This is a genomic window from Mesorhizobium sp. B2-3-15 (assembly GCF_006442875.1).
Lineage (GTDB): Bacteria > Pseudomonadota > Alphaproteobacteria > Rhizobiales > Rhizobiaceae > Mesorhizobium > Mesorhizobium australicum.
In genome coordinates, this window is the sequence record NZ_VFVO01000006.1 from 1 (window position 1) to 19749 (window position 19749).

The 19749-nt window shown below is 64.3% G+C and carries 19 protein-coding genes; 8 read left to right on the forward strand and 11 right to left on the reverse strand.

Going from position 1 to position 19749, the window contains the following annotated elements; all coding sequences use genetic code 11:
• Positions 1-129: 129 nt before the first annotated feature.
• Entirely contained in the window at positions 130-1047 is a 918-nt protein-coding gene (locus FJ954_RS13545) for a LysR family transcriptional regulator (protein WP_140661647.1), read from the reverse strand.
• Between the two features lie 140 nt (positions 1048-1187).
• Here FJ954_RS13545 and FJ954_RS13550 point away from each other — a divergent pair, with 140 nt between their 5' ends.
• Entirely contained in the window at positions 1188-1826 is a 639-nt protein-coding gene (locus tag FJ954_RS13550; RefSeq protein WP_140661648.1) for a DsbA family protein, read from the forward strand.
• Positions 1827-1862: 36 nt separating this feature from the next.
• Positions 1863-2474, forward strand: coding sequence for an NAD(P)-dependent oxidoreductase (locus tag FJ954_RS13555; protein ID WP_140661649.1), 612 nt, complete (start codon positions 1863-1865; stop codon positions 2472-2474).
• Here the strand turns inward: FJ954_RS13555 and FJ954_RS13560 are convergent.
• On the reverse strand, positions 2458-3930 hold the full coding sequence (locus FJ954_RS13560) for an ROK family protein (RefSeq protein ID WP_140661650.1): 1473 nt from the start codon (positions 3928-3930) through the stop codon (positions 2458-2460). The genes FJ954_RS13555 and FJ954_RS13560 overlap by 17 nt on opposite strands.
• A 35-nt stretch (positions 3931-3965) precedes the next feature.
• A complete protein-coding gene (locus FJ954_RS13565) occupies positions 3966-4874 on the reverse strand; it encodes a tagatose-bisphosphate aldolase (RefSeq protein WP_140661651.1) in 909 nt (302 codons plus the stop codon).
• 276 nt (positions 4875-5150) lie between these two features.
• Between FJ954_RS13565 and FJ954_RS13570 the strand changes: the two genes are divergently transcribed.
• The 4 genes from FJ954_RS13570 to FJ954_RS13585 all read left to right on the forward strand — a co-directional run bounded on the left by FJ954_RS13570 (position 5151) and on the right by FJ954_RS13585 (position 9374).
• Positions 5151-6056: a sugar-binding transcriptional regulator gene (locus FJ954_RS13570; protein WP_140661652.1), complete on the forward strand. Its 906-nt coding sequence runs from the start codon at positions 5151-5153 to the stop codon at positions 6054-6056.
• A gap of 432 nt (positions 6057-6488) precedes the next feature.
• Positions 6489-7466 (forward strand): ABC transporter substrate-binding protein, encoded by a 978-nt coding sequence (locus FJ954_RS13575; RefSeq protein ID WP_015315618.1) that lies wholly within the window; start codon positions 6489-6491, stop codon positions 7464-7466.
• A 98-nt stretch (positions 7467-7564) separates the two neighbouring features.
• Entirely contained in the window at positions 7565-8626 is a 1062-nt protein-coding gene (locus FJ954_RS13580; protein WP_140661653.1) for a ribose ABC transporter, read from the forward strand.
• Positions 8619-9374 carry an ATP-binding cassette domain-containing protein gene (locus FJ954_RS13585; protein WP_140618990.1) on the forward strand — a complete coding sequence of 252 codons (756 nt, stop codon included), beginning with the start codon at positions 8619-8621 and terminating at the stop codon, positions 9372-9374. The genes FJ954_RS13580 and FJ954_RS13585 overlap by 8 nt, the downstream gene beginning before the upstream one ends.
• A 36-nt stretch (positions 9375-9410) precedes the next feature.
• Here the strand turns inward: FJ954_RS13585 and FJ954_RS13590 are convergent, their stop codons facing one another.
• From FJ954_RS13590 to FJ954_RS13610, 5 genes are all read right to left on the reverse strand, one after another.
• Positions 9411-10187 (reverse strand): ATP-binding cassette domain-containing protein, encoded by a 777-nt coding sequence (locus FJ954_RS13590; protein ID WP_140661654.1) that lies wholly within the window; start codon positions 10185-10187, stop codon positions 9411-9413.
• The gene (locus tag FJ954_RS13595; protein ID WP_140661655.1) at positions 10184-11065 is read right to left on the reverse strand and encodes an ABC transporter ATP-binding protein; all 882 of its coding nucleotides are present in this window, start codon (positions 11063-11065) and stop codon (positions 10184-10186) included. Before FJ954_RS13595 ends, FJ954_RS13590 begins: the two co-directional genes overlap by 4 nt.
• Positions 11062-11892, reverse strand: coding sequence for an ABC transporter permease (locus tag FJ954_RS13600; RefSeq protein ID WP_015315623.1), 831 nt, complete (start codon positions 11890-11892; stop codon positions 11062-11064). The genes FJ954_RS13595 and FJ954_RS13600 overlap by 4 nt, the downstream gene beginning before the upstream one ends.
• Complete coding sequence (locus FJ954_RS13605) at positions 11889-12875, reverse strand: ABC transporter permease (RefSeq protein ID WP_140661656.1); 987 nt, start codon at positions 12873-12875, stop codon at positions 11889-11891. The genes FJ954_RS13600 and FJ954_RS13605 overlap by 4 nt, the downstream gene beginning before the upstream one ends.
• 144 nt (positions 12876-13019) lie before the next feature.
• Positions 13020-14630: an ABC transporter substrate-binding protein gene (locus FJ954_RS13610; RefSeq protein WP_140661657.1), complete on the reverse strand. Its 1611-nt coding sequence runs from the start codon at positions 14628-14630 to the stop codon at positions 13020-13022.
• 364 nt (positions 14631-14994) lie between these two features.
• On the opposite strand from FJ954_RS13610, the gene FJ954_RS13615 reads away from it, so the two are divergent.
• Positions 14995-16185, forward strand: a complete 1191-nt coding sequence (locus tag FJ954_RS13615) for a Xaa-Pro peptidase family protein (RefSeq protein ID WP_140661658.1) — start codon at positions 14995-14997, stop codon at positions 16183-16185.
• 67 nt (positions 16186-16252) lie between these two features.
• Here FJ954_RS13615 and FJ954_RS13620 read toward each other — a convergent pair whose 3' ends face one another.
• Genes FJ954_RS13620 through FJ954_RS13630 form a run of 3 tightly spaced genes read right to left on the reverse strand, consistent with a single transcriptional unit; the run spans position 16253 to position 18738 of the window.
• Positions 16253-16669: a cupin domain-containing protein gene (locus FJ954_RS13620; RefSeq protein ID WP_140661659.1), complete on the reverse strand. Its 417-nt coding sequence runs from the start codon at positions 16667-16669 to the stop codon at positions 16253-16255.
• A 5-nt stretch (positions 16670-16674) separates the two neighbouring features.
• The gene (locus FJ954_RS13625; RefSeq protein WP_140661660.1) at positions 16675-17532 is read right to left on the reverse strand and encodes a phosphoenolpyruvate hydrolase family protein; all 858 of its coding nucleotides are present in this window, start codon (positions 17530-17532) and stop codon (positions 16675-16677) included.
• 9 nt (positions 17533-17541) lie between these two features.
• Positions 17542-18738, reverse strand: coding sequence for a Tm-1-like ATP-binding domain-containing protein (locus FJ954_RS13630; protein ID WP_015315629.1), 1197 nt, complete (start codon positions 18736-18738; stop codon positions 17542-17544).
• 139 nt (positions 18739-18877) lie between these two features.
• Between FJ954_RS13630 and FJ954_RS13635 the strand changes: the two genes are divergently transcribed.
• Entirely contained in the window at positions 18878-19558 is a 681-nt protein-coding gene (locus tag FJ954_RS13635; RefSeq protein WP_140661661.1) for a TetR/AcrR family transcriptional regulator, read from the forward strand.
• Positions 19559-19749: the final 191 nt, after the last annotated feature.

Here is a 19749-nt window from a genome sequence, read left to right on the forward strand (position 1 = left end):
TTCAAATCCTGTCCCCGCAACCAAACAAAAACGGCCCGCCTGGCTCAATGCCGGCGGGCCGTTCGCGTTCCGATCTCATATTGCTGCGGACGACTTGTTTCGGGTACCGACCTTCTGCCGCGGTTGCATTCACGCCACGACACTGCCGCGCGATCGCTTTCTCTCGGCGGCGACGAGCAGGTCCACAAACACGCGCACCTTGGCGGGCCTGAACCTTGCCGGCGGAAAGACAGCGTGGATACCGCCGTTGGGCAAGGCCCAGTCGGCAAAGACAGGAACCAGCCGCCCCTCGGCGATGTCGTCGCTGACGCTGTAGTCGGGAAACACACCCAGCCCTATGCCGGCAAGCACGCAGGCATGGGCAGCCGGGCTCTTGTCGCATGTGATGACCGGGTTGAGTTCAGTCAGCACCTTGTCGCCATCCCTGGAAAACAGCCATTGGCCGACGCCGCGAAGCTGGGCGTTTCCGACCCAGGCCAACGACCGCGCCTGCCGCGGGCTCACGTCCTGCGGCAGGCTTGCGGCGAACGCAGGGCTTGCCACCACGATCTGCCGGATCGTGCCCAAGCGCCGCGCCTGGTTGGAGGAATCAGCAAGCCAGCCGACGCGGATGCCGAGGTCGATCTGCTCGTCGACCAGATTGCTTACCGCGTCGTCGAAGATCACCTCGACGCGCATATGCGGATAAGTTCTCAGATAGGCGGCGATGACCGGTGCAACCACCTTCGTGCCGTAGTCGAGCGGCGCCGTCAGTCTCAACATTCCAGCCGGTTCGACGGCCGCGCGCGAAATCTCGCCATAGGCGGCCTCCGCTTCCCGCAGGATTATCATCGCACGATCATAGAAGAGGCGTCCCTCTTCGGTCGGCGCGACACGCCGTGTCGTTCGTCGCATGAGTGTCGCGCCCAACTCCTCCTCGAGCTTGCCGATCTGATGGCTGACCACGGCTTTGGCGACGCCAAGCCGGTCGGCCGCCGATGTGAAGGAGCCGGTCTCCATCACGGTGGTGAAGTAGACCAGTCGATTGAGGTTCAGCAGGTCAGCCACGGCGATCGCTTTGTATGAATTGGTCAGACAATCTATATTATTGGATGGTGTTTATCGCAAGATCGTTGTCTGCCACATAGGAGCAACAGATTTTGGCAATCCAGACCGCTGCACGCCGCGCCAAGGGATATCAGGCAATCATGAGCAATTCGGATGTGATTTATCTTTTCGATCCGCTCTGCGGCTGGTGCTACGGCGCCGCCCCGATGCTGGACAAATTGGCTGCCAGCGGCGTGCGCGTCGAATTGCTGCCGACTGGTCTGTTTTCGGGAGCGGGCGCGAGGCCGATGGATGAAGGTTTTGCCGCTCACGCCTGGGCGAACGACCAGCGTATCGAGCGTCTGACCGGACAAGCGTTCACGCAGCCCTATCAGCACAATGTCCTCGGCATCCGTGGCACCTTGCTGGACTCGCATGCCGCGACCCTCGCCATCAGCGCCGCCGGCCTGGAAGACCCAAGCCGCCGGTTGACCGCGCTCAAGGCAATCCAACGTGCGCGCTATGTCGACGGTCGCGATATCGTGACTGTGGAAGGCGTGGCTGCCGTGCTCGCCGGCGTTGGCATGATGGATGCCGCCGCGATCCTGAAGAGCCCGACCGAAACCTTGCTGACGGCGCACCTCGACCTGGTCAATCGGGGCAGCGCGCTGTTCCAGCGCTTGCATGCCAAGGGCGTGCCTTCGCTAGCGGCCATCCGCAACGAAGCGCCTCGGCTCATCGGTTCGAACGCGCTGTTCGGCAGCTTTGACAATCTTGTCGCCCATATCGCGGCGGCGTGATCCTCAACCGACCTCCAACAAGGACTGGAAAAGAACATGGCAAACGTCGCTCTCATCGGTGCATCCGGCGCTGTCGGCTCGCGCATACTCAAGGAACTCTCCGATCGTGGCCACACGGTCACCGGTATCGCCCGCAGCCCTGAAAAAATTGCCGCGCTGCCCGGCGTGACCCCCAGGAAGGGCGATGTCTTCGATAAGGAAGGCCTTGCCGAGTTGATCCGCGACCATGATGCGGTGATCAGCGCGGTGCATTTCGTGGATAGCGACCCCGACACGCTGATCGCCGCGGTGCGTGCCTCGGGCGTGAAGCGCTATCTCGTCGTGGGCGGCGCGGGCAGTCTCGAAGTCGCGCCCGGCAAGCGTCTGGTCGATACCGCCGAATTTCCTGCGATCTACAAGGCCGAGGCACAGAAGGGCGCCGACTTCCTGGACAAGTTGAAGACAGTCAGCGACCTCGACTGGACGTTCCTGTCGCCGTCCGCGATGTTCGTCCCAGGTGAGCGCACCGGCAAGTTCCGCGTCGGCAAGGACACGCTTCTCGCCTCGGATAAGGGTAGCAGCATCTCGTTCGAGGACTATGCCATCGCCATGGTCGACGAAATCGAGAAGCCGACGCATGTCAGGCAGCGCTTCACCGTCGGTTATTGATTGAAAGGACCGACGCGTCGCCGGCCAGGGTCGCGCGGAGCCATGCGGCGATGGCCTCGAAGTCGATCGGCTGCGTCGTATCGACGTCGAACAGCGGCCCGCGCCGCAGCGGTTCGGCGCGCTTGGCCAGCTCGATCAATTCGGGGATATAGGCAGCGCCGGGATGACCCGGGAGGCGCTGACCTAGCCGGGCGCCGTAGCGTTCGGCCAGAACTTCGCCCGGCGCGTGGCACCAGATTTCGACCGTGTGTTCGACGCCGGCGTTGCGCAGATGATCCTCGAGCACTTGCCGCGGCTGGAAGCCGAACCAGGCATCGACGATGAAGGTGCTGCCGACCGGGGCGTCGCCGATGAGCGACCAGATTGCCTGGTAGCTGGCGCGGCCCAGCGTGCGGTTGAATTCGCGGTCGCCGCCGCCGAGCACTTCGAGGAACGGGTTCTTGACCGTATCGAGCGCGAGCAGCGGCCATCCCATGCGATCTGCGATGCCGCGTGACACCGTGCTCTTGCCGCTGGCCGGGATGCCGTTGACGAGCACGGCGCGTCTGGCGCGGCCGTGCTGAACGGAAAGCGATGTCGATGTCGGTGCCGAAAGCGCCTGGAGACCGGCGCCGATCACTCCGGCGTCGTCGCTGAGCCGCGCCGGCGCCACCGGGCATTGGTACCACGGCGCCAGCGCCGGCGCGTGGCCAAGCGCTCTGTGTGCCGCCCGGCCAAGACCGCCGCCAAGCAGGACGAGGTCGGGGTCGAACACGGCAACGGTGGTATCGATGGCCGCGCGCAGTGGCCTCGCCCAGGCTTCCAATATGCCTCGCGCCTGGATGTCGCCGGCGGAATCGCGGGCAAAGAGTTGGTCGACCGAAACCTCGGGACCAAGGCCAGCCAGCGCTATGTAACGGCCGAGCGCCGTACCCGAACTGGTGGTTTCGACACAGCCGCGCCGCCCGCAAGCGCAGAGTTCGCCGTTGACATCGACGGTGATGTGCCCCAGTTGCCCCGCTGTTGCCCGGCCGCGCATGATCCGTCGGTTCTGGACGACGGCGCCGCCAATGCCGGTGCCGATGGTGAACATGGCGATGTTGTCGTGGCCTTGGCCGGCGCCAAGCGCCATCTCGGCGGCCAGCGCCATGTTGCAGTCATTGTCGACGATGACAGGCTTGCCGGTCATGCTTTCCAGCCGCTGCGCGAGCGCGACCGAAGCGAGGTTGACATAGCCGCCCGACAGGACCGCGCCGCGCCGTGCGTCGACGCGGCCGGGAACGCCGACGCCGATGGCCGCCACATCAGGCGTATCGAGAAGGCGCGCCATGACGGCGATGCGGCCAAGCACCAGCTCCGCGTCGGCCGCGCTCTTTTCGGAAAGGCGTTCGAGGATTTCACCGGTGCCCGAGATGCGGGCGGCACGCAAATTGGTGCCGCCGATATCGATTCCTATAGCCATCGACTTTTGTGGCATGACGTCCTGCACGTGCCGGCGCTCAAACGTGGATATCAGGCGGCAGCCTTCCGCCGATAGTGCCCGATCACCGCCTGGATCTCTCGCAGCCGCGGCACCGCGATGGTCTTAAGCCTTTCGCGCTGAATGTCACGATCGAGCGAGATGCAGTCCTTCCACAGCGATCGGCCGGCGATGACGCCGGAGGCGCCATTTTGCATGGCGACCTCGACCTGGCCAAGGAAAGTGGTGTGGTTGACGCCGGCCGAAAGCACGGCCCACGGCACTTCGCCGGCCATTTCAGTGATGTTGGCGCAGGCTTCCGGCGTTCCGGGATAGGGAAGCTTCAGCACCTTCGCGCCGCATTCCAGCGAAATCCTCGTACCCTCCTCGACCAGCCAGGGCGTCTTGGCCGCATAGTCCTCTGGGCTTTCCCCTTCGAGCTGATAGGTCAGGAATTCGACGACGAGCAGCAGGTCCTCTTTGCCGAAGTCGGCGATGCATTGGCGCAGGATGGCGATGTTGTGTTCGTTGGCTTCAGGCTTGTCGGCCCTGAGATACACCATGATCTTGCCGCCCGTGCCGCCGAGTTCGCGCACGCGCCGCGCATCGATGCCGGGGACCAGCCGCGACAGGCGATAGCCCTCCGGCGAAACGTCGAAACCGGACGCGTCGAGGCCGATGAGGAGTGCGGTATCCCGGTTCAGTACGCCGTCGTCGACAACTCTCGGCACCGCGCAGAGCGGGTCGAGCAGCACGCAGGACGCCGCACTTGCGAGGTAGCGCGTGATGTCGGCCTTGGTGTCGCCGAGCATGTCGTTGGTGATTCTGGCCTGGTCCTCGGGGTCCGACGCCAACAAGGTGCGCATGCCGCCGCGCTGATCGCAAGCGATGGCCACCATGGCTCCGTCCTTGCCGCATATCTGCTGGTAGCCGCGCAGTTCCGCGGTGGTCATCCTGGTCATGGTTTTCTTCTGTCCGATGTTGGCGCGCCGAGGCGCTGATCCCGTGGAAACAAATGGTCAGTTTGCCCGCCTGCCGGCAGGATGAGTTTGCCGCCTGATACATCGCCGGCTGCTGGGATAAGCAGCCCAACCGGCGTTTGGCCTGGTATGCCTCAAGTTGCGAGTTCACCGGATTTGCGCGATAAGTCGCATCGGCGTATACGTGTGTAACACGTTTCTGAAAGGAATTGCAAGCTGTCTGTTCCCTCCGCCCAGGACGCGACCGCATCGCGCACCATGCTGCACACGGTTGCCAAGTTGCACTATGTGGAGGAGATGTCGCAGGTCGATATAGCGCGGCAGCTCGGTGTCTCCACCGCGACGATTTCGCGCCTGCTGCAGCGGGCGCGGGCCGAAGGGATCGTGCGCATCGAGGTGATCGACCTGGCGACGCCGGAGGATATTACCAGGCAACTTGTCGACGGATTGAAATTGCGGGACGCCGCCGTTGTCGAAACGCCGGCAGCGGGTGCGCTGACGGCGCTTTCCGCCCCGCTTGGCGCTTTGCTCAGGCAGGCGCAACTGGTGGCCGGCTCCGTGGTCGCCATCGGCTGGGGACGCGCCGTGCGCGAGGTCATTCGAGCCGGCCTGCCGCGCATGCCGGGCGTGCTGACTGTGGCCGCGACTGGCGGCATGCAGCAGCACGCGGCGCATTTCCAGGTCAATGAATTCGTGCGGCTCGCCGCCGAAGAGTTTGGCGGGACACCGCACTTTATCCATGCGCCCTATCTGCCGTCCAGCGAGCTGCGTGACGTCTTCCTTGGAGACGCCACCATCCGCGATGCCGTCGCGCTGTGGGACAGGACCGACGTTGCGATCGTCGGCATTGGCCTGCCGCACGCCATCAACCCACCCGAGGCGAGTGCCGCCACGCCGACCGAGCAGGCGCTGGTCCATGCGGCTGGCGACGTCCTTCGCCATTATTTCGATGCGGAAGGCGCCCTGATCGCCTGGGAAGGGGAGAGCCGGATGATCGCCATGTCGCCGGCGCAGCTTCGCGCCGTGCCCCTGGTGATCGGCGTCGCAGCCTCGCCGGAGAAGGCGACGGCCATCATCGGCGCCGTTCGTTCCGGGCTCATCAACACGCTGGTGACGGATACCAAGACGGCTCAGGCCATCCTCGCGGTTCTTGCAACGCGATAGCGGCAGATATGCGGACTGATGCGGCGCTGTCGGTGCGGAGAGAAGCCGCTGCGAAATCGATTGTGTCGCCGGGGAGTCGGGACGATAGTTCGCCCGGGGCTCGGAGGAGCAGTCAGAAGGCGTCTGGAAAGCCGGCGTTACAGTCGCGGAAAAACCGAGTTGCAATTTATTTCTGCAAAGTGTTACAAATTGCCGATCCGTCGTGCAGGATGCCGGGCGCGATGGTTCCCTGACCTCGCGGAGGCGAGGAAAGTGAGCACGGGATTGTGCGGTCGGCTCGGCCGGCTGATATTTAGACTGGAGGGCGCTTGGGAGGAGCTGCCCGCGAAAGGCAAACAGGCGTTCCGGCCGTCGGCATCCTGCCTCTGAGCGGATAACGGCCATTCCAATGTCACCGAAAACGGCAGAACTGCCAACAATGAGGAGGATGTCATGAAGAAGATCGTTGCCGCGCTCGCGGCGCTTGCCGTCAGCGCAACGGTGCTGATGGCGCCCGCGCAGGCGCAGGACAAAAAATACACCATTGCGCTCATTCCGGGCCTCACGACCGATGGCTTTTACATCACCATGCGCAAGGGTGCCCAAGCGGCCGCCGACGCGCTCGGCGTGAACCTGGTCTTCCAGGGCGCTCCGGACTTCAACCCGGTCACCCAGGTGCCGGTGCTCGACGCGGTCATCGCCAAGAAGCCGGATGCGATCCTGATCGCGCCGACCGACAAGGTCCAGCTGGTCGAGCCGCTGCGCAAGGCCAACGACGCCGGCATTCCGGTCATAACAGTCGATACTTTCATCGGCAGCGGCGTCTACCAGACGGGTGCTGGCGATGCCGATTTCCCGCTGGCCTACATTGCTTCTGACAATGTTCTGGGCGGCGAGATCGCCGCGCGTGCGCTTGCCACCGCCGTCGGCGACAAGGGCAAGGTCTATGTGTCGAACGTCAAGCCCGGCATCTCGACCACCGACCAGCGCGAAGAAGGCTTCAAGAAGGAAATGGCCAAGCATACGGGCATCACCGTGCTGGAGACCCAATTCAATGACGACGACGCCAACAAGGCGGCCTCGCAGCTGCAGGCCGTCTTCGCGCGCAATCCCGATCTGGTCGGCGTGTTCGGCGCCAATCTGTTCTCCGCGCTGGGTGCGGCCAACGGCGTCAAGCAGGCCGGGCAGAGCGGCACCGTCAAGGTCGTTGCCTTCGATGCACCGACCAGCATCGTCGACAACATCAACACCGGCCTGGTGGACGTGGCGATCGCCCAGCATCCCGCCGAGATCGGCTACTTCGGCGTCGTCTCGGCCTATGCCCACCTGACCGGCCATTCCATCCCGGTCACGATCGGCACCGGCTTCACGATCATGGACAAGTCCAACATCGCCGACCCGAACATCTCGAAGTACCTCTACTCCGAGTAGGTCAAGACGAGCTTGGCTCCTCCCGGTCCGCCGGGGGGAGCTCGTGCCGGCTCCCAAAGGCGGGGCCTGTTTGAACGCAGCCGCGCCGCGGAGTATTCATGACCTCGACATCACCAGCCCAGTCGGCCGAGAAGCATGTCGCCCCCCAGGCCGATCATGGCGATCCGGCCAGGACCCTGATCGGACGCATCGCCGAAGGGCGCGCCTGGTTGTTCCTCGCCGGTCTGGTCATCTGTTTCGAGGTATGGTCGAGGTTCGCCTTCGGCGCGACGTTCGTGCTCAACCCGTTCAACCTGCAATCCATCGCAATCTTTGCCATAGCGCCGCTGCTGCTTGCGACCGGACAGACCTTCGTCATCATTTCGGGCGGCATCGATCTGTCGCTGGGGTTCATCATGGGGCTTGCCGCCGTCGTTGCCGCGCATGCCACCAATATGGCGGGCGCCGCCATTCCCTTGCCGCTGGCCATGCTGGCGGGCATCCTCGCCGCGGTGATCGTCGCCGGCTTGCCCGGCATCATCAACGGCCTGCTCATCTCGCGCCTCAGGGTGCCGCCGTTCATCGGCACGCTCGGCATGTTCGGCGTCGCGCGCGGCGTTGCCTTCCTGCTTGCCGGCGGCACGACGGTGCCGGTTCAGAATTCCTGGTTCGCGCTGCTCGGTAATGGCAAGTTCTACGGCGTGCCCTATCTGGTCATGATCGCTGCCGTGTTCGTCATCGTGATGCATTATCTGCTCAGCCAGACACGGTTCGGCCAGCACAATTATGCCATCGGCGCCAATGTGCAGGCGGCGCGGCGCGCCGGCATCGACATCAGGGGCCACATATTGCGGCTCTATGTGCTGTCGGCGATGTGCGCCGGCCTTGGCGGGGCGCTCTACGCGGCGCGCTTCACGGCCGGTGCGGCACAAGCCGGCGAGCCGCTGCTGCTCGACAGCGTCGCGGCGGTCGTCATCGGCGGCGCCAGCCTGTTCGGTGGCTCCGGCACCATCCTGGGCACGGTCGCCGGCGCGCTGGTGATCGCGGTCATCCAGTACGGGCTGGTCTTCGTCAATGTCGAGCCGTTCTGGCAGTTCATCGCCGTTGGCGTCGTCATCATCATTTCCGTGCTCATAGACCAGGCGCAGCGCCGGTTCAGTGGAGGCCGCCAGGATGAATAGCACCGACCAGAACACCCCCTTGCTCGAGGTCCGCAACCTGTCCAAGCATTTCGGCGCCGTGCGCGCGCTCAACGATTTCTCCATGGCCGTGCGGCCGGGCGAAGTGGTGGCGCTGGCCGGCGACAATGGTGCCGGCAAGACGACGCTGATCAAGGCGATCTCGGGCGTGTTCCAGCCGACAGGCGGCGAAATCCTGCTCAGGGGCCAGCCGGTGGCATTCGCGACGCCGCAAGAGGCGCGCGAAAAAGGCATCGAGACGATCTACCAGGATCTGGCTCTCGCCGACAATCTGTCGATCGGTGCCAACATTTTCCTTGGCCGCGAACCGATGCGCAAGGCGTTCGGCTTCCTGCCGGTGCTCGACCGCAAGGCCATGGCCGAGGCGGCCAGGGAGACGATGAAGCGGCTGGATTTCCACGTCAGCCGGATGAACGCCCCGGTCAGCAATTTCTCCGGCGGCCAACGCCAAGCCGTCGCCATCGGCCGCGCTGTCTACTGGGATGCGCAGATCCTCATCATGGACGAACCGACCGCGGCACTTGGCGTGCCGGAACAGCGCAAGGTGATCTCGCTCATCCACCAGCTCAAGGCGCAAGGACGCGGCGTGATCTTCATCTCGCACAATCTGCAGGATATCTTCGCGGTCTCGGACCGCATCGTCGTGCTGCGCCGCGGCGTCCAGGCCGGCGAGCGCAAGATTTCCGAGACCAACCATGACGAGGTCGTCAGGTTGATGGTTGGAGGGTAGGCCGTCCTGTCGGTGTGATCTTGTTCGAAGAGCGGATCATGGTCTGTTTCTGTTCAATTTAGGCGCAGCCGCCACCAGTGCCTTGCCGATGGCCGATCGCGGCGCGTCGATGACGGTTCGGGCATCGCCGCTCTCGGCAATCCGCCCGGCATCGAGAAGGATGACGCGGTGGGCGACCGCCCGGACGACGCCAAGATCATGCGAAATGAAGAGACAGGCGATCCGTTCCTCGCGCTGCAGGTCGAGCAGGAGATCGAGGATCTGGCCGCGCACCGAGACATCGAGCGCCGACACCGCTTCGTCAAGCACGATCAGCGACGGCTTGGTGGCGATGGCGCGGGCAATCGCCACACGCTGCCGCTGACCGCCGGAGATTTCATGGATTGCGCGGGGCGCGAGATCGGCCGCAAGGCCGACCCGCTCCAGCAAGGCGGCGATGCGGCGCGGGCGCTCCGAGCGCGGGGCGACGCCATGAATGCGCAAGGGGTCATCGAGGACGCGCGCCACCGTGGCGCGCGGGTTGAAGGCGGCCAGTGGATCCTGGAACACCATTTGCAGTCGCGCGCGACGGGCTCGAAGTGCCGAGCCGCCCAGAGCCAGGAAATCATCGCCTTCGAATTCAATGCGTCCGCCATCCGGCTCGATCAGGCGCAGCACCAACCGCGCGATGGTCGACTTGCCGCTGCCGGAAGGGCCTGCCAGCGCCAGCGTTTCGCCGGGCTCGATATGAAAGGAGACATCGCTCACCGCAGCAAGGGTCTTGCCGCCGCGACTGTAGCGTTTGGTGAGATTGGACACTGTCAGCAGGCTCATGCATTCAGCCTGCTTCGGTGCAGCAGCGGCTCGGCGTCGAGGTCGACATGGGCGTCGAGCAGCGCGCGGGTATAGGCTTGCGTCGGGGCTTCGACAATCTGCTCGGTCTTGCCAAACTCCACCAACTGGCCGTGGCGGAACACGGCGATGCGTTCGGCAAGCTCGGCGGCGAGCGCAATGTCATGGCTGATGAACAGCAGCGTCATGCCGTCCTCGGCCACAAGCCGTCGAATCAAAGCGACGATCTCGGCCTGCACGATGGTGTCGAGCGCACTGGTCGCCTCGTCGGCGACCAGCAGTTTCGGCCCGGCGGCAATCGCGGCGGCAATCGCCACGCGCTGCTTCTGGCCGCCGGAAAGCTGATGCGGGAAGGCGTGCAGGGCGGAGTCGGGGTCAGGCAAGCGGACGCGTTCGAGAAGGGTTTTGGCTTTGGCATATGCTTGGGCCCATGTGAGGCCGAGATGCGTGCGCGCGACTTCGGCGATTTGTTTGCCGACTGCCATTACCGGATCGAGGCTGGCGGACGGATCCTGGAAGACGAAGCCGATGTCGCGGCCGCCAAGGGAGGCTTGATTGTGACGGTTGAGAGATAGGCGATCCTTCCCACCCCCCTCTGTCCTGCCGGAGGGGGGTGCCTTGGCCCCCAACGTTGGCGGTGATCGCATGAACCAGTCGATACTCCCCTCAATCTTGGCGCTCGCCGGCAACAATCCCGCGATCGCCAGCGCCAGCGTGCTCTTGCCCGAACCGCTTTCACCGATAATGGCCAGCCGTTCGCCTGGCTGGATATCGAGAATAATATTCTTCAGCGCGGCGACCTCGCTGCCATCACGGCGGTAGGTCACCGTCAGATCTCGGATCGACGCCAGTACCGTCACGACAGGCCCCTCCGCACGGCCGTCGTCTCGACGATGCCTTCGCCGGCGAGATAGACGCCGAGCACCGTCAGCACCAGCGCAATGCCCGGGACGATCGAGAGGAACGGCGCGGTGCGCAAGACAGCGCGACCTTCCGCGATCATGCCACCCCAGGTGACCCGGTTGGGGTCGCCAAGACCAAGGAAAGACAGGGCTGCTTCGGTGAGGATCGCGGCGGCGACGATCACCGACGACATCGCCAAGATCGGCGGCAAGGCATTGGGCAGCACCTCGCGAAAGGCGATTTCCAGGGGATGCATGCCAATGACACGGGCACTGGCGACATAGTCGCGTTCGCGAATGGAGAGGACTTCCGCGCGGGCGACCCGCGCCGGCCCCGTCCAGGTGCCGAGCGCTATTGCGACGACGACGACGCCGAGCGAGGGCCCAACCACGCTGACAAAGGCCAGTGCCAGCAGGAAGCCCGGCACGGTCTGGAAAGCATCGGTGACGCGCATCAGCACCTCGTCGATCAGGCCGCCGGCGAAGCCGGCCAGCGTGCCGATCACCGCGCCGAAAGCGAGTGCCGCGGCCGCCGCGGCCAGACCGACGGCCAGCGAGGTACGGGCGCCATGAAACAGCTCGGCCAACACGTCCCGGCCGAGCCGGTCGGTGCCGAGCGGCAGCGACCAGTCCTGGAAAGGCGGCAGCAACGCCGCGCCAGCAATGGCTTGCGGGTCGCCGGGAAACAGCAGCGAGGCCGACAGCGCCATCGCGAAAAGCGCCGCCAGGATGATGGCACCGGCGGCCGCCTCGGGCGTGCGCAGAAAGCGGCGCAGACGGCTCATGCACCGGCCCCGCTGGCGCCGACGCGCGGGTCAAGGAACGCGTAGGCGATGTCGACGACAAGATTGATGACGATGACCAGGACGGCGCTGGTAAGAATGATGCCGAGCAGCAGCGGCGTGTCGCGCGCGGCCACCGCCTCCTGCGCCAGCCGACCAAGGCCGGGCACGGCAAAGACGCTCTCGATGACGACGCTGCCGCCGAGCATCTGCGCCGACTGCAGGCCGAGCATGGTGACCAGCGGCAGCAATGCGTTGCGGGCGACATGAGCGAGCACGATGCGGCGGCGCGACAAGCCCCTGGCGCGGGCGGCCAGCACAAAATCCTGGCGCCAGGCGTCGGCCATGCCGGCGCGCATCATGCGCAGATAGAGCGCCAGATAGATGAAACCGAGCGCGCAAACCGGCAGCACCAGATGGGTGGCGATATCCGCGGCGCGGTCGAGACCGGTCTTGTCCGAGGCCAGCGTCTCGACGCCGCCGATCGGCAGCCAGCGCAGGTCGACGGCGAAGATCACGATCAGCACCAGGCCGAGCCAGAAGCCGGGCACCGCGTAGAGAGCCAGCGACGTGACGGAGAGAAAACGGTCGCGGAAGCTGCCTGGCCGGGCGCCGGCATAGATGCCGAGCGCCGAGCCGAGGCCGAAGGAGAGCGTAGTGGCGCTGACCATCAGGATGAGCGTGGTCGGCACGCGCTCGAGGATGACGTCGCGGATCGGTCGGGAAAAAGTGACGGACTGGCCGAGATCGAGATGCAGCAGTGCCCAGAGGTAGTTGGCGAGCCGCGTCAGCTCCGACTGGTCGAGACCCCAGCGGTGGCGCAGCAGCTCGATCATGCCGGCGTCGCCGCCGGTCGAGACGATGTACGCGTCGACCGCATCGCCGGGCGCTGCTTCGAGCAAAAGGAAAGTGCCGATGACGACGATCAAAAGCACGAAGATGCTGCCGACGAGGCGACGGCGCAGGAGGACGAGGGCGCGATTCATGCGGACCTCGAATGCGCGATAAGGGACATAACGAAATGTCGAGCCCAGGCGCGCCCCTCTGTCCTGCCGGACATCTCCCCCTCAAGGAGGGGGATTGGCTGCTGCCGAAGGCTTTCCTCGCGAATTCTCATCCGCGTGAGTGTGTCATGATTCCAAATATGTGTCCGCCCAGTTCGAGACCGCCCAGCGCGGGTTGTTGGCGATGTTGCCGACCTTGTCACTGGCGACGCTGATAAAACTCCATTCGGCGACGTTGATCAGCGGCAGGTCGGCCGCGACCTGTTTCTGGAACTCCTTGTAGAGGTCGGTGCGCGCCGTGGTGTCGAGCGTTTCGGAGGCCTTGGTGATCAGGGCGTCGAGCGCGTCATTCTTGTAGCCGCCCTGATTGGAAAACGGCACGCCATCGGGAATGCCGCTCTGCACCAGGATGGTGGTCGAGATCGCCGGGTCGCCGCGGAAAACCGGCGGACCGACCGCAAGGTCGAAGGCGTGGTCGGTATAGACCGCCGTGATGTGGGCGGCCGAGTCGTTGTTGACCAGCTGCGCGTCGATGCCTATTGCCGCGAGCGCCTGGCGCAGGTAGTCGCCGAACTGTTTCGTCTCATTGAAATAGGGGGCAGGCAAGAGCCTGAGCGAGAAGCGGTTGCCGTCGGCGCCTTTCTTATAACCAGCTTCGTCGAGCAGCGCGTTGGCCTTGGCGACGTCGAAGGCATAGATCGGCACGTCGGCGGTGTAGAATTGCGGATCGTTCTTCGGCACCGGGCCGGTGGCCGTGGCGGCGTAGCCGAGGAACACTGTCTTGACGACGAAGTCCTTGTCGATGGCGTGCGCGATGGCCTGGCGCACCTTGAGGTCGGCCAATTCCTTGCGGCGATGGTTGATCTCGACCACGAGCTGGTAGGTTAGGCCCTCATAGCCCTTGGTGATGACCTTCAGGCCGGGAACCTTGGAGATGCGGTCGAGATCGGCCAGCGGCACGGCCGAGAAAGCCGCGAGTTGGATTTCCTCGGCCTCCAGCGCGGCGGCGGCCGAGGTACGGTCGGGCAGAACCTGATAGATGATCTCGTCAAGATAGGGCTCGTCCTTGCCCCAGTAGTCGGCGTTCTTCGTCAGCCGGTAGTACTGGCCGGCCTTATACTCGCCGAACTTGAACGGACCCGTACCGATCGGTGCGTTGTTGGCGGGGTTGTCCTCGATCTTGCCGACTTCGTAGATGTGCTTCGGCACCACGCTCGACAGCGCCGGCAAGGCGTTGCGGATCAGCTGGAACGGCGTCGGCTTGGCGAATTTGAACACGGCGGTCAGATCGTCTGGCGTGTCGACCGTGCTGAGATCCTTGAACACGGTGCGGCCGAGATTCTGCAGCGGCTTCCATATCTGCAGCGCCGAGAAGGCGACGTCGGCCGAGGTGAACGGCTTGCCGTCATGCCATTTGACTCCTTCGCGCAGCTTGAAGGTCGCCGAGAGACCGTCGGCGGCACCTTCCCAGCTCACCGCCAGCCGAGGCGCGAGCCCGTCCTTGCCGTCGAAGGAGGCTTCGGCCAGCGTCTCGACGATCTTGCTGGAGATGAAGAAAACGCCGTTGGAGGCGACGATCGCCGGGTTGAGATTGCGCGGCTCGGAATCGGCGGCAAGCACGAGCCGTCCGCCCTTCTTTGGCGTCTGCGCCCGGCCCAGTGCCGGCATGGCGGTGGAGGCCAGTAGCATTGCCGACCCGGTAAGTATGGTGCGTCTGGAAATAATGAAACCTGACATGATCGAACTCCGTCCTCTCCTCCACCCGACCGGCCGCGGCCTCGAACGCCGGCGCGCATCGGCATCCTTGCGGCGGGGATTATGGGCCTTGCCGAGGGTTTCGCCAGAGACGGAATTGGCGCATCCTTGCTTGGCTTTGAAATTTCCGTCCGCTGGACCAGTTTAGCACAAGTCCAGTCAATTCGGCTGACTGGTAGGACCAGATTAGCGGATACGCGCACAAATGACGCTTTGGTGACCATCCCGGCGCTGTGTTCGTATACATTCTGGCTAGACCAGAGTGAGAAAAATGGTGCAGATTTGATCGCGAGCCGGCGGATCGGGTGCGAAACAGCGCCGATCCCGGCAATTCAGGGAGAGAGTGATGAACATTGCGCCGGGCAAGAGTGCCGTGAGCAATATCCCGTTCGACCAGGCCAGGGTCGACCGGCTTATGGAGGAGGCTGGCATCGAGGTGCTGCTCGTGACCTCCAAGCACAACACGCAATATCTGCTGGGTGGCTACAAGTTCATCTTCTTTGCCGCCATGGATGCGATCGGCCACAGCCGCTATTTGCCGATCGTGGTCTACGAGAAGGGCGGGCCGGATCATGCTGCCTATATCGGCAACCGCATGGAAGGCGGCGAGCACCAGAACCACCCGTTCTGGACGCCGACGCTGCATGCCGCCTGCTGGGGCACCCTCGATGCCGCCAATCTGGCCGTCGAGCATGTCAGGAGGATCGGCAAGGGCGATGCTCGCATTGGTATCGAGCCCGGTTTCCTGCCGTCAGACGCCTATGCGCTGATCCGCAAGGCATTGCCCGATGCGAAGCTGATCGACGCGACCGACATGCTGGAACGCATGCGTGCCATCAAGACGGACGCGGAGTTGGAGAAGCTTCGCACGGCCTCCGAGCTGATCACCGATTCCATGCTGGCGACCATCGCCTGGGCGCGCGACGGCACGACCAAGGCCGAGATGATCGAGCAGATCAGGCGCGAAGAGACCAATCGCGGTGCGCATTTCGAATATTGCCTGCTCACGCTGGGCTCCAGCCACAATCGCGCCACCTCCCCGCAAGCGTGGAAGAAGGGCGAGGTGCTGTCGATCGATTCCGGCGGCAATTATCACGGTTATATTGGCGATCTCTGCAGGATGGGCATTCTGGGCGAACCCGATGCCGAGCTCGAGGATCTGCTGGCCGAGGTCGAGACGGTGCAGCAGGCGGCCTTCTCGAAGGTGAAGGCGGGCACGCTTGGCGGCGACATGATTTCTCATGCGGAGAGTGTGCTGAAGACATCCAAGGTCGCGCCCTATACGGATTTCTTCGCCCACGGCATGGGCCTGATCACGCACGAGGCGCCGTTCCTGATGACCAACCACCCAGTGACTTATGAAGGCACCTATGCGGCCAAGCCGCTGGAGAAAAACATGGTGCTGTCGGTGGAGACCACCATGCTTCACCCGACGCGCGGCTTCATCAAGCTGGAGGATACGCTGGCGGTGACCGAGAGCGGGTACGTGATGTTTGGCGATCGGGGCCGGGGATGGAATAGGGGTGGGACGGCCTAATTTTGGAGGCAGGCGCTGCCCCTCATCCGCCCTTCGGGGCGGCGCTGCCTCTAGTAGAATAGATTGATCAACTGCCTGGCGGGATCAGCCTGAAATCCGGCAGTTCGCGCAGGCCCAGTTCCGGCCCGGCCGGCGAATAGACGACGAACAGCTGCATGGGCCCGTCGCCGGTGTTGAGCGTCGAATGGAAGCGGCTCTCCGGCACGTAGATGGTGCAGCCGGGGCCGACTTTCTCCACCACCGGATTGCCCTTCTCATCCTCGACCATCTGCTCGCCATGGCCCGAGATGACGAAGATAATCTCTTCCGCGCCCGGATGGTTGTGGCGGGTATGGCCCTTGCCTGAGGGCAGGTCGACGACGCCGCCGGAAAAGCGGGTCGCGCCGTTCACTTCAGGTGCCACCGTCAAAGACAGTTTTCCCCAGTCGAAGCCGAAGGCGCTGACGTCCTTCGGGTAGACAAACACCTTGCTCCTGTCGGTCATCTCTCTCATCCCTTCTTGTTCTTTGCGGCGGCGCCGAGCGTCACCGCCTTGAAATCCACCGTCTGCCTGGCGATCGCGGCTTCCGCCGGTAGCCGTTCCATCGAGCTCGCGCCATAAAAGCCGTGCAGGCCCTTGGCGTGGGAGAGGATGTAGCGGGCGTCATCGGGCATCGAGATCGGGCCGCCATGGCAAAGCAGGATGACATCCTTGCGCACCGAGCGCGCCGCCTCGGCAATGGCGTCGATGGCAATGACGCAGTCGTCGAGCGACTTGGCCGAGGTGGCGCCGATCGAGCCGCCGGTGGTCACGCCCATATGGGCGACGACGACATCGGCGCCCGCCTTGGTCATGGCGCGTGCTTCTTCGGGGTTGAAGACATAGGGCGTGGTCAGGAGGTCGAGCTTGTGTGCCTCGGCGATCATGTCCACCTCTAGGCCGAAGCCCATGCCGGTCTCTTCGAAACTCTGCCGCATCTGGCCGTCGAACAGGCCGATGGTGGGAAAGTTCTGAACGCCGGAAAAGCCCATCGTCTTCAGTTCCGCGAGCAGCAGCGGCATGATGACGAAGGGATCGGTGCCGTTGACGCCGGCCAGTACCGGCGTCTTCTTGACCACCGGCAGCACCTCATAGGCCATCTCCTTGACGATCTCGTTGGCGTTGCCATAGGCGAGCAGGCCAGCGGCCGAGCCGCGGCCAGCCATGCGGTAGCGGCCGGAATTGTAGATGATGATGAGGTCGATGCCGCCGGCCTCCTCGGCCTTGGCCGACAGGCCGGTGCCGGCGCCGCCACCGACGATCGGCACGCCTTTGTCGATCATTCCCCGGAACTTTTTCAGTATGTCCTTGCGCGGTATGGCTGGCATGTCTGGGTCTCACTGTCTGGCGATGTCGAGAAAGGCCGCGACCGCCGCCTTGGCAAAGTCCGGATCGTTGATGTGCAGCGGCAGGCGGGTGACGCGGCGCGTCGCACCCGGCCTGATGGTGCGCTCGACGGCTTCGAACAGAGCTGCGTCGGCTTCCGGATCGAAGAAGGCGCCGCCTTCGATGTCGAGCGCGGAAACGCCTTTTTCCGGGATCAGGAAATGCACCGGGCCTTCGCAATGGGCGAGCCTTGTGCCGATCCATTCGCCGATCGCGCGGCATTCCCGCGCGGTCGTGCGCATCAGCGTGACGTTCGGATTGTGCTCGTAGAACAGCCGGCCACGATAATGCTCCGGAATGGTCGATGGCGCCCAGAAATTGACCATGTCGAGCGCGCCGACCGAGCCGACATAGGGTAGCTTGGTGCGGGCAATGGCACCGAAACGATCCTGCGTCGCCGGCAGCACGCCGCCGAACAGCAGGTCGCAGACCTCCGTCGTGGTGATGTCGATGACACCCGACAGCAGGCCGCTGTCGGCCAGCTTCTCCATGCTGCGGCCGCCGGTGCCGGTGGCATGGAAGACCATGCAATCATAAGTCGAGCGGAGGTGTTCGGCGATTGCCGTCACGCAAGGCGTGGTGACGCCGAACATGGTGAGGCCGATCGAGGCCTTGCCGTCCGCCGCAGGCGCCGGATTGACCGCCATGCCCGCTATCGCCTGGGCGGCGTTGTGCAGCACGACACGAGACAGCCGGTTGAGGCCGGCCATGTCGGTCACCGATGGCATCATGATGATGTCGGACACGTCCACATAGGGGGCGGTGTCGCCCGAGGCCAGCGTGGAGACCATGAGCTTGGGCAGACCGAGCGGCAGCGCGCGCATGCCCGCTGTGATGATCGAGGTGCCCCCGCCGCCGCCAATGCCGATGATGCCCGATATGTCGTCGCGGGACTGGACAAAGCGCGTGAAGGCCCCAGCCATTGCCGCAACCGATCTGCCGCGGTCGTCGATGCCGAGCACCGCACCGCGGCCGTCGGGATGATGGGCGGCGACCTCTTCAGCCGAGACGTCGACCGGCACGGTCGCGCCTCGCGTGCCGACATCGACACGGCAGACGACGGCACCCGTCGCGGCGATCGCATCGGCCAGGAATGCGAGTTCCTCGCCCTTGGTGTCGGCGGTGCCCACCACATGGATGCGCTTCATCCGTGCGTCCCTCTGCTGGTTGGTTCGAAGGTGGTGATGCTCATCAGATGAAAGCTTTGTGCGCCGTAGAGCGTCAACGTGGCCACTCCAGGAAAAGGGCTGCCATTGCAAATTTTTGAGACGCGCGTATCGTATTGGCATGGATGTCTCACGTCAACAACCCGCAACGGACGACAATGCCGGGGAGAGAGCCGAGCGCGGACCGCGGGCGCGGACAAAGCGGCTGATGCTGGAGACGGCCACGCGGCTGATGCAGGCGGGGGCGACGCCTTCGGTCAGCGAGGTGGCGGAGGCAGCCGAGGTCTCCCGGGCCACGGCCTACCGTTACTTCCCCAGCCAGGCAGCCCTGGTGCAGGCCGTCGTCGACGAGGGGCTGGGGCCAATCTTGACCTGGAAGTCCACCGCCGCCGATGCCGAGCGCCGCGTCGCCCAACTGTTCGATACGGCCATGCCGCGCATCGAGGCCTTCGAGGCGACATTCAAGGCTGCTTTGAAGCTGTCGCTCGATCAATGGGCGCGGCGCCAGGCGGGCACGCTGGGCGGAGAGCCGGCCTTCACGCGCGGCCATCGCGTCGAATTGCTGAAGGAGGCGCTGACGCCGCTCAAGGGCCGCTTGCCGCCGCGCGACTTCAAGCGGCTGGCGCAGGCGCTGTCGCTGATCTTCGGCGTGGAGGTGCTGATCGTGCTCAAGGATATATGGGGGCTGGACAGCCGCCGGATGATGTCGGTGGCGCAATGGGCGGCGAGTGCGCTGGTGCGCACAGCAATCGCGGAGTCGGCTTATGGTGGTGATGAGTCCGCTTCAGGAGCGGCGAAATAGCCCCAATCTGGTTCGACCAGATTTGCCTGCATACCGCTGATCCTAGCCCAAAATGCGATCATGGGGCAAGGTCAGTGTATATCATTGAGTAGGAAAATCATGGGAAAACAGGCAGATAAAGCTTTAATTCGACAGTAACGGCCCATGCCGGCTTTCAAGAAAGGGCTTGACGTCGCCGCAGGATTGGTAAT

Coding starts and splice junctions, on each gene's coding strand:
- FJ954_RS13635 (WP_140661661.1), top strand. CDS start 18,878: ATGGATGTCTCACGTCAACAACCCGCAACGGACGACAATGCCGGGGAG.
- FJ954_RS13615 (WP_140661658.1), top strand. CDS start 14,995: ATGAACATTGCGCCGGGCAAGAGTGCCGTGAGCAATATCCCGTTCGAC.
- FJ954_RS13590 (WP_140661654.1), bottom strand. CDS start 10,187: ATGAGCCTGCTGACAGTGTCCAATCTCACCAAACGCTACAGTCGCGGC.
- FJ954_RS13555 (WP_140661649.1), top strand. CDS start 1,863: ATGGCAAACGTCGCTCTCATCGGTGCATCCGGCGCTGTCGGCTCGCGC.
- FJ954_RS13625 (WP_140661660.1), bottom strand. CDS start 17,532: ATGCCAGCCATACCGCGCAAGGACATACTGAAAAAGTTCCGGGGAATG.
- FJ954_RS13605 (WP_140661656.1), bottom strand. CDS start 12,875: ATGAATCGCGCCCTCGTCCTCCTGCGCCGTCGCCTCGTCGGCAGCATC.
- FJ954_RS13570 (WP_140661652.1), top strand. CDS start 5,151: ATGCTGCACACGGTTGCCAAGTTGCACTATGTGGAGGAGATGTCGCAG.
- FJ954_RS13630 (WP_015315629.1), bottom strand. CDS start 18,738: ATGAAGCGCATCCATGTGGTGGGCACCGCCGACACCAAGGGCGAGGAA.
- FJ954_RS13610 (WP_140661657.1), bottom strand. CDS start 14,630: ATGTCAGGTTTCATTATTTCCAGACGCACCATACTTACCGGGTCGGCA.
- FJ954_RS13580 (WP_140661653.1), top strand. CDS start 7,565: ATGACCTCGACATCACCAGCCCAGTCGGCCGAGAAGCATGTCGCCCCC.
- FJ954_RS13550 (WP_140661648.1), top strand. CDS start 1,188: ATGAGCAATTCGGATGTGATTTATCTTTTCGATCCGCTCTGCGGCTGG.
- FJ954_RS13620 (WP_140661659.1), bottom strand. CDS start 16,669: ATGACCGACAGGAGCAAGGTGTTTGTCTACCCGAAGGACGTCAGCGCC.
- FJ954_RS13600 (WP_015315623.1), bottom strand. CDS start 11,892: ATGAGCCGTCTGCGCCGCTTTCTGCGCACGCCCGAGGCGGCCGCCGGT.
- FJ954_RS13585 (WP_140618990.1), top strand. CDS start 8,619: ATGAATAGCACCGACCAGAACACCCCCTTGCTCGAGGTCCGCAACCTG.
- FJ954_RS13560 (WP_140661650.1), bottom strand. CDS start 3,930: ATGCCACAAAAGTCGATGGCTATAGGAATCGATATCGGCGGCACCAAT.
- FJ954_RS13565 (WP_140661651.1), bottom strand. CDS start 4,874: ATGACCAGGATGACCACCGCGGAACTGCGCGGCTACCAGCAGATATGC.
- FJ954_RS13575 (WP_015315618.1), top strand. CDS start 6,489: ATGAAGAAGATCGTTGCCGCGCTCGCGGCGCTTGCCGTCAGCGCAACG.